Annotated in this window: 11 protein-coding genes; 8 read left to right on the forward strand and 3 right to left on the reverse strand. The window is 25.5% G+C overall.

What is annotated here, in order from left to right; all coding sequences use genetic code 11:
- Nucleotides 1-272: 272 nt before the first annotated feature.
- On the reverse strand, nt 273-626 hold the full coding sequence (locus QZZ11_RS00445) for an ATP-binding protein (protein ID WP_292472505.1): 354 nt from the start codon (nt 624-626) through the stop codon (nt 273-275).
- A gap of 1,257 nt (nt 627-1,883) precedes the next feature.
- Here QZZ11_RS00445 and QZZ11_RS00450 point away from each other — a divergent pair.
- The 7 genes from QZZ11_RS00450 (at nt 1,884) to QZZ11_RS00480 (ending at nt 7,414) form a co-directional block, all read left to right on the forward strand.
- Nucleotides 1,884-2,126 carry a hypothetical protein gene (locus tag QZZ11_RS00450; RefSeq protein WP_292472507.1) on the forward strand — a complete coding sequence of 81 codons (243 nt, stop codon included), beginning with the start codon at nt 1,884-1,886 and terminating at the stop codon, nt 2,124-2,126.
- 720 nt (nt 2,127-2,846) lie between these two features.
- Complete coding sequence (locus tag QZZ11_RS00455) at nt 2,847-3,116, forward strand: hypothetical protein (RefSeq protein ID WP_292472509.1); 270 nt, start codon at nt 2,847-2,849, stop codon at nt 3,114-3,116.
- Nucleotides 3,113-3,343: a type II toxin-antitoxin system RelE/ParE family toxin gene (locus QZZ11_RS00460; RefSeq protein WP_292472511.1), complete on the forward strand. Its 231-nt coding sequence runs from the start codon at nt 3,113-3,115 to the stop codon at nt 3,341-3,343. Before QZZ11_RS00455 ends, QZZ11_RS00460 begins: the two co-directional genes overlap by 4 nt.
- 446 nt (nt 3,344-3,789) lie before the next feature.
- Nucleotides 3,790-4,830 carry an ACR3 family arsenite efflux transporter gene (gene arsB / locus QZZ11_RS00465; RefSeq protein WP_292472513.1) on the forward strand — a complete coding sequence of 347 codons (1,041 nt, stop codon included), beginning with the start codon at nt 3,790-3,792 and terminating at the stop codon, nt 4,828-4,830.
- A gap of 74 nt (nt 4,831-4,904) precedes the next feature.
- Nucleotides 4,905-5,216 carry a metalloregulator ArsR/SmtB family transcription factor gene (locus QZZ11_RS00470; protein ID WP_292472515.1) on the forward strand — a complete coding sequence of 104 codons (312 nt, stop codon included), beginning with the start codon at nt 4,905-4,907 and terminating at the stop codon, nt 5,214-5,216.
- 123 nt (nt 5,217-5,339) lie between these two features.
- Nucleotides 5,340-5,987, forward strand: coding sequence for a CatA-like O-acetyltransferase (locus QZZ11_RS00475; protein ID WP_292472517.1), 648 nt, complete (start codon nt 5,340-5,342; stop codon nt 5,985-5,987).
- A 299-nt stretch (nt 5,988-6,286) separates the two neighbouring features.
- Nucleotides 6,287-7,414 carry a VWA domain-containing protein gene (locus QZZ11_RS00480; RefSeq protein WP_292472519.1) on the forward strand — a complete coding sequence of 376 codons (1,128 nt, stop codon included), beginning with the start codon at nt 6,287-6,289 and terminating at the stop codon, nt 7,412-7,414.
- A 55-nt stretch (nt 7,415-7,469) separates the two neighbouring features.
- On the opposite strand, the gene QZZ11_RS00485 is transcribed toward QZZ11_RS00480, so the two are convergent.
- Complete coding sequence (locus tag QZZ11_RS00485) at nt 7,470-7,718, reverse strand: DUF5654 family protein (protein WP_292472520.1); 249 nt, start codon at nt 7,716-7,718, stop codon at nt 7,470-7,472.
- Nucleotides 7,719-7,886: 168 nt separating this feature from the next.
- Entirely contained in the window at nt 7,887-8,279 is a 393-nt protein-coding gene (locus QZZ11_RS00490) for a helix-turn-helix domain-containing protein (RefSeq protein ID WP_292472522.1), read from the reverse strand.
- A gap of 172 nt (nt 8,280-8,451) precedes the next feature.
- On the opposite strand from QZZ11_RS00490, the gene QZZ11_RS00495 reads away from it, so the two are divergent.
- The coding region (locus tag QZZ11_RS00495; protein ID WP_292472524.1) for a hypothetical protein at nt 8,452-8,667 on the forward strand (216 nt) is incomplete at its 3' end.

The raw sequence follows: 8,667 nt of genomic DNA on the forward strand, positions 1-8,667 counted from the left end.
AGGAATTATTTGACTTACTGGACAATTATTTGAAAGAAATTGAAAGATAAAAAGTATTAATCTTCCCAAATACCAACTTTTCAATCAATATAAATTTATATTTAAATACCATAAATAGCATATTATAAGTAAAACTTCTTTTACTAAAATCTTATGAATATATGTTGGTATTATGGAAAGAATAATTTATGCGGATTACTTAAGGGTAATTGGTATCCTTTGAATATTATATATTATTTCTATTCAAATTATCGAATTAGTCATATTTTCCATCATATGTCCTCATTTTTGAGAAAATCAATTATATTCATATGTTTTATGCCTTCTTGTGAAAAATCATAGTTATCTATTGTTAAAATATACTTAGGATAATTATCTGGTATCATAAGCAATGGTTTAAATTCTCTTTTTCTTGTTTTTTCATCAAGTAAAGACTCGGAAACTTGAACATATATTTTATTTCTTCTTTTTTTACATACAAAATCTACTTCATTTTGATTTATGTTTCCAATAGTTATTTCATATCCACGCCTAATTAACTCTAGAAAGATAATATTTTCTAATATAAAACATCTATCCTTGTTTTCATCAGTTATCAATAAATTGTAAAATCCAATATCAAACATAATATTAATAATTTATTCTAGAAAATTAAATTCATAAAAAAAATGAAAATTAAATTATAGAAAATTAAATTCATAAAAATTAATTGATAATAATTTTATAGAAAGTTACGAAGTAAAAGAAAAATATAGTGTAATAACAACAATAGAATCACTAAATTACAATAAGAAAAACACCAATATTTATAAAATAGAATGTTTTATAATCCAAAGCATCTATAGACTTTTTAAATTAGAGGATGAATATCCTATCTTTTATAAAAGTTTAGAGTTTGATTCTGTTAATATATATGTCACAGTTTAATGAAACTCTATACAATTTATGCATTTCTCCATGAATCAACTTGTTGAATTTCATCTATTAAACTATATATTTATCCTATAAATTACTAGTATAACCAGAATTTTAAAAATATATTTTATAAATTCAGATTTAAATACGGAAATGTTAAAAAAAAATATTCAAATTAAGAATGTACTCCTAATTTATAAACATTCTTAAAATTGAGTATATTGGATAAAAACCCCTTTAACCATCCAATTAACATTTTATCTTCAACATAATTTTCCTTATTTTATAAACAACAATTCCTTTATCTTCTAGAGAAGTTTAAAAAAATTGTTTTAATTACTGAAGATAATTAATTTATTTTAACTTGTTAATCTTGCTTTACCATTTAAACATGCAAATTTAAAATAATTAAAAAGGTTTTCTTATGAATGCTAAAAGGATTAATAGATGATGAAGAAAAATTAAAAATGTTTTAAAAGGGTATAATTTAAGCTATGCCGACTTATCCAAAATGAAATTTGAACTAAAAAAATTGAAGGAAAATTACCTGCAATATCAATAAAGGGACTTTTGATGCTGTAAAAGAACAAAATTCTGGTTTATATGTACAGATACTTATAAAAAAAGGCGTTTTAACCACAACATTAGATCCTTCATTTATCTGTGAAAATAAAGGTCAACCACATAATATGACATCATCCAACATTAATACTGAATCAACTCTTCCATTATCTGTTGATTCTCTTATATTTTCATCCATTAATCCTTATTTATAATTTAGTATACTGATAGTACCATATTCTCCCTATGATTAATTTGAGACTAGAAAATAGGAACGATAAAATGTAATTTTAGTAAACAAATGGGACAATTACATTTTGACAAAACAACATAAGTAAAATTAAATATAAGAAACAAATATACATTTAATTATTGGAAACTTTATAAAAATCAAGAGGTGAAACGATATGGAACCAGGTATATTAGCAGCTATTATTTCATTTATTTTTCCAGGTTTAGGACAAGCAATCACAACACCTGAAGCAAGAATCAAATGGATTTTAGTATTTGTACTTTATTCAGTAATATTTGCTGCACTATTCATGATTTCAAATAGAAGCATGATTGTATCAATAATAAGTTTAATTGTAAAACTTGCATTTGCATATGATGCTTATTCTAATAAAATAGATCTTAATTCCATATTCTAAGAAAATTAACCAATAAACCCATTTTATTCTTTTTTTTCTATTAATTAAGTTTTTAATATTAAAAAGCGCCCTATTTAATTATTTCTTTTTATCCAAAATTCTCTCAATCACTAGAAATTGAAGAACAGTGCTAAAAAATAAGAGATTATTATATAAATTATTTTTTTAAATATTTTTTCTATGATTAACATATTAACCTAAAAAATTAGATGAAATATTTAACATTTCATGTATAAACATATATGTAGTATAGAACATATTTTTAAATACTAACTGCATAATAAAAAAAAGTATGTTTACACTTGCAATATACCTCTGAAAATCAAATAATTAAGTTGTTGGTGTATATGGTGTGTATGATAAATGAATCTAAAATACCCCTCTTTTTGGCAGAATTTACAGTCCAGTGAAAATTTTAAGAAATTACTTCGTTATATCTATGTATAACGAAATAACAACAACAAAAAGTAATACTTTTTTAGTGATTTTAAGACAAAAAGTAATACAAAAAAATGTTGAATATTCACCACCAAAAAAGTAACAAACAGTTTTTTGAAAAAATACAAAAACAAAAAAAATTACTAAAATATCAAAAATCAATCATTACATATACATCAAACAATATCAAAACAATAAAGTAATAAAAACGGTAGAAATAGTACACCAAATATAAATAATAGAAAAAATATAATCCAGTGTAAGAAAAAAATCGGTGAAAAAATGGTTATGAAAACTATTAAAGTAACAGAAGAAGTACATACTATGTTATCTGAATTAGGAAGTAAAAAAGATACTTATAATGAAATAATTCTTAAACTAATACAAGAACATAATGAAAACATGTCTGAAGAATTGGATGACGATCAAGCCAGTTACTACAATAAATGTATCGAAAAAATTGAAAATGAGGATTACAGTGATATAATCGAAGTAGATTTTGATAATATTGATGAAGAACTTAAAAGATTAGAAAATGAAGGATTAATATGAACTACTCCAAAAAACCAACAAAATTATTCTTAAAAAAATTATCAAAATATTCAAAAACCAATCAGCAGTTATATAAAGAAATCATTGAAAGTTTAAATATTATTTCTGAAGATCCTTTCCAAAAACAAAATAAACAATTAAAAAGTAAAAAATGTCCTAAATGTAAAAGATACAGAATTGGAAATTATAGAATAGTTTACTATGTAAATACTAAAAAAGATTTATAGAATTAATGGATGTTGATGATAGAGCAAGTATTTATAGAAAATATTGATTAAATCATACCATAACTTATAAATAAAATCTCAATCCTTCAAATTTTCTATTTTTAATTTCCGCAGATTTATGAAATTTTTTCTTTTATTAATCCATTAATATCCTTTTTCAGTAACTTTTTTTCATTAATAAATACTATTCCTTCACCTCCCATTCTTAATGTAATATTATCACCTGTTGAACATTATTAATTTTAAATTCTAAAGATATTACAATTTCATTATTTTTACTAAGTTTTATAGATTTATAATATTTCTAAGCTCTTTAGAAAATACATTAAAATATTTAAAATAAAAAAAATAGCATTATTTATATAATAATAAAATCATAATATATCTATATATCTACATTTATAGATATAATTTCATATGTTTAAAAAAAATAACCGGATGATAATATGAGTAACGATTCCAAGATTAGTTTCTTTGATAAATATTTAACAGTATGGGTAATAATCTGTATGGTTATTGGGATAATAATCAGCCAATACTTTCCATTTGTAATAGAATTTCTAAGTAAATTTGAATATGCACAGATATCCATACCAATGGCAATATTAATATGGATAATGATATATCCTATGATGCTAAAAATAGATTTTAACTCGATAAAACGAGTAAAAGATAACCTAAGGGCAATTGTATTAACATGGTGCGTAAATTGGTTAATACAACCGTTTAGTATGTACTTAATATCATTAATATTCTTCACAATAATATATCAAACGATAATGACGGCAGATTTGGCAACACAATATTTAATCGGTGCAGTACTACTTGGAACCGCACCTTGTACGGCAATGGTATTTGTATGGAGTGAACTGACTAATGGAAACCCAGCATATACCTTAGTTCAGGTTGCAACAAATGATATAATAATACTATTTGCATATGTACCAATAGTCACATATTTACTGGGAATATCAAAGATAGCAATACCCTATGATACTTTGATATTATCCGTAATATTATTTGTAGTCATACCATTTATTGCCAGTATAATTACAAGAAAATATTTCATAAATAACAAAGGCGTGGATTATCTGGAAAATACTTTTATACCAAAATTCAATAATATAACCACAATAGGATTACTATTAACATTGATTTTTATCTTTTCCTTCCAGGGAAATTTAATACTATCCAATCCACAGGATATTGTGCTAATAGCAATACCATTTGCCATACAAATATTTTTAGTATTTACAATAGCATACATGAGTGCAAAACTATTGAAAATACCACAAAACATAGCAGCCCCAGCTTCAATGGTGGGAGCATCAAACTTCTTCGAACTGGCCGTGGCAATAGCCATCGCATTATATGGAATAGGAAGTCCAGTTGCATTAGCAACAACAGTTGGAGTACTTATAGAAGTACCATTAATGTTGTTACTTGTAAAAATAATTAACAATACGAAAGAATGGTATAATTCATGAATTATATCCATTCCCCTTAATTATTTTTAAATATTAATAATAAGAGCTATATATAATTTAATAATGGTGAGAACATGGAAACTGAAGAAATAATAAAAATAGCTAAAGCGTTGAGTGATAAAAATAGGGTTGAAATAATAAAACTATTATCCGAAGAGGAATTATGTGCCTGCCACATTTTAAATCAGATGCAAATTGCTCAATCAACATTATCACACCACATGAAACAATTAACGGATTCCAAACTCGTTTTAGTTACAAAAAAGGGTAGATGGTCCTATTATAGAATAAACACTCAAACAATCGACAGTTTCAAAGAATTCCTAGACACGTACAAAAACACGTCAAAAATAAATTACTGTAACATAAACAGTGATGAAGAGTAAATAATCAACTTATATCCTCCTTAGCATTAATACATTACCTCCGATTAGCTTAGCAATTTTTTTCTTTATTTTAAGGCAATATCTTTAAAAGAGCATCCCATAATTAATTATATAGGTGAAAATATGAATAAATATTCTAAAAAAGAATTAGACGTTAAAATAGAAGAATTACCGTTTCAAGATTTTTTAACATCAAGATATTCGATAACTGCACGAGTAAATGCTCAAAAAACTTATGAATATTCTAAAGAAAATAACATACCCTTCTTCAATATGACTGCAGCATGCATCTTAGAAGCTGTAAATGAAATTCCAGAATTTAAAAGAAGAATCATAAACAACAAAGTCTATGAATATGAAAAAATAAATGCCGTCAGTCCAATAATGCAAGAAGATCATACAATTAGGGAAATAGAAATCTTACCACCATCAGAACATCAAACATTAAATGAATATAACCAATACATAGAAAATAAAAAAAAGGATATCGAGAATAACCAATATCTTGTGGAACCTTCACTAAGAGATGAAATGCCCATATGCAATTTGTCCTGTATTCCCTGGATTGATTTTGATTCAATGACCAATATTATTGCATCCCCCAACCAGCTTATGCCAGTAATTTCTTGGGGAAAATTAGTGGATGGAAAAATATCAGTTTCATTAACAGCAAGTCATGTATTTGTATTTGGTTATCATTTCAAATTATTCTATGAAAAAATAGAGAAATATCTTGAAAATCCTGAAATGTTAAAAAAAAAGAATTACTGAAAGTTAAGAGTACATAATTATTAATACTTTGTTTTTTCATATTATAATCTCTACAATAGGATAACTTATTTTTTAGACTATGAAATAGCTTAAGTTTAAAATATTCATGATCAATATATTAGTACATATATTTTATATTGTACAAAATTATCAATCACATGATGTCATTAAAGAAGAAATAACAACCAATAGAATATAATCAAGAAATAAATTTTATGATTTGTAACTCGTTTATCAAAAAAGTTATAATATAGTTATAATTGATATAATAATATTAATAAGCAATAAAGAGGGATTTGATGGTGGAAGAAATTGTAATGCTTTCTCATTTTTTAAGAAATGAAGGTATGTTTGTAAGTATTAGAAGTACTACTCTAGCTTGTAAAGTCTTTGAATCAATGAGAAACATAATGACTGTTGATGAACTTCGTAATTCTTTAGAAGCTATATATGTAAAGGATATAGGGGATCATGTTAAATTTGAAAGAGCTTTTAAAAAGGTTTTTGACAAAATTGAATTAAAACCCGAAGAAACAGAAAATGAAAAATCCAAAACCCAAAATATTACAGAAATACAGGAATCTTCACAGCAACCCCTCCCTATGAATCAAAATTTAGACGAACTTCAGGAATTATATGATGAAATGATTAAGTATCGTTCCGAAACCGAAGCTAAAGAAGGAAGAGCAATAGATGGCAGTTTATTATTACTTGATAATTTTGATCCCAGAATTTTTGAATTATGTAGAAAATTAAGTCGTAAAATTGCTAATAAACGTTCATCAAGAAGAAAAAAAGCCAAATCCCATAAATTAGATATGCCTCGAACTATACGGTCAAATATAAAAAATGGAGGCCATTGCGTAAAATTAATCTATGCAAAACCACCAGTAAAGAAAACAAAACATGTCTTCTTATGTGATGTAAGTGGATCATGTGAATGGGTAACTACATGGTTTTTCATTTTATTATATGGATGTAAATCTACATTTAACAAAGTTAAAATATATGATTTTGATAATAAAATAACAGATGTAACTGATTTGTTAAATACAGAATCATTCAGTAGCGCCGGACAGGTTAATGTTGCTCAAAGAAGTAAAGGATTATCATTATATGGTCAGTCCGATATGACAAAATCTTTTAAAGAATTTCTAAAAACGGCAGACATAAATAAACGTACAGACATTATTCTGATGACTGACTGTCGTGATTGGAAAGGAAAACGCGTAAACGGTACTTTAGAAAGTGCTTTACTCATTAAAGAAATGCTTAAAAGAGCCCATAGAGTTATAATATTAAATCCTGAGAAAAAAATCAGATGGAACAATGCCAGTAGTTTCGTTAGCGAGTATGAAAAAATTGGGGCCGAAGTATTTGAAGTTTCTTCTTTGGAAAAATTTGAGAAAATTATCGCAGAATTATAAAAAAAAGTATTTTTAAAGAAAAATTGTAAAAAAAATAGTAAAAAGAGTATTGAAATTATTCGTCTATTTCAATACCTGCTTTTCCAACTAATCTACCAATTATTAAAGTAACTACAACTGCAATTATAGTAACAAGAACTGCATATATTAACATTCCAGATACTGCAGAACCAGATTCTCCAACAAATTGAGTAATTAATGTTTGAATTGCGTCATTCCATGCAGAACCTGCCACAAATGCGAAAGCAGTTGTCATTAGTACGGAAATAGTTTTTAAAATTTCTTTATGTACTGCATCAGCCATATTATTAACCTCCACTAATTTAATTACATTACATTATGTATACAGTTATTAGTATATTTTTTTTAATATTTAAAATGTAATGATTTGATTGAAAAAAATTTAGAAAAAAGAACAAAAAGTTGTCAAGAACACCAAAAAGAAATTTTAATTATATTAAATAATAAATGATTAATTTATATCCAATGTTTCTCTAAATAATTTTTCTATTTCTTTCTTTTTTTCATCACTGTAATATTTATTATTTAAATCAGTGACTAAAGAAAAACGTGCTAATTCATAAACAATTTTATTTAAAGCAAGACCTTTTTGGGTTAATGAATATTCTATATATGAATTATCTTGTTCATCAACTACCCTATTAATCAAGCCATTAGCTTCCATTTCTTTTAAACAATTTGATAATACTTTATTTGAAAGATTTGGTTTACCTTCTTTAAATTCATTAAAATGAGATTTACCAAAAAACATATCCCTGACTATTTGAATTACCCATTTTTTACTAATTAATTTCATAGCTTCCTCTACAGGACAACGAGTTGCAACAATATCTGAATTATCCATTTATATACCTCTACACATTACTAAGTTTATCCTAAAATATTTATTAAATTTAAGTTACTTTCTAGTTACTTAAACATTATACTAGTTACTACCTGGTTACCTTAACATTTAATAAAAAAAAGATTAAAATAATAATAAAGTTTGATAACTTTTAATAATTGGAGAATATAATATGTACAAATTAAATTCTTGGACAGAAAATAAAAAATTTAACAATTCAAAAATTGCTAGAAACTATTTTTCAACACCGTGTGGCAGTGAAACAACCACAACAGCATGCGGAGGAGAAATAAACACAGCATGTGGCGGAGAAACAACCACAACAGCATGCGGAGGAGAAATAAACACAGCATGTGGCGGAGAAACAACCACAACAGCATGCGGAGGA

The sequence above is a fragment of the Methanosphaera sp. genome, assembly GCF_016282985.1.
Lineage (GTDB): Archaea > Methanobacteriota > Methanobacteria > Methanobacteriales > Methanobacteriaceae > Methanosphaera.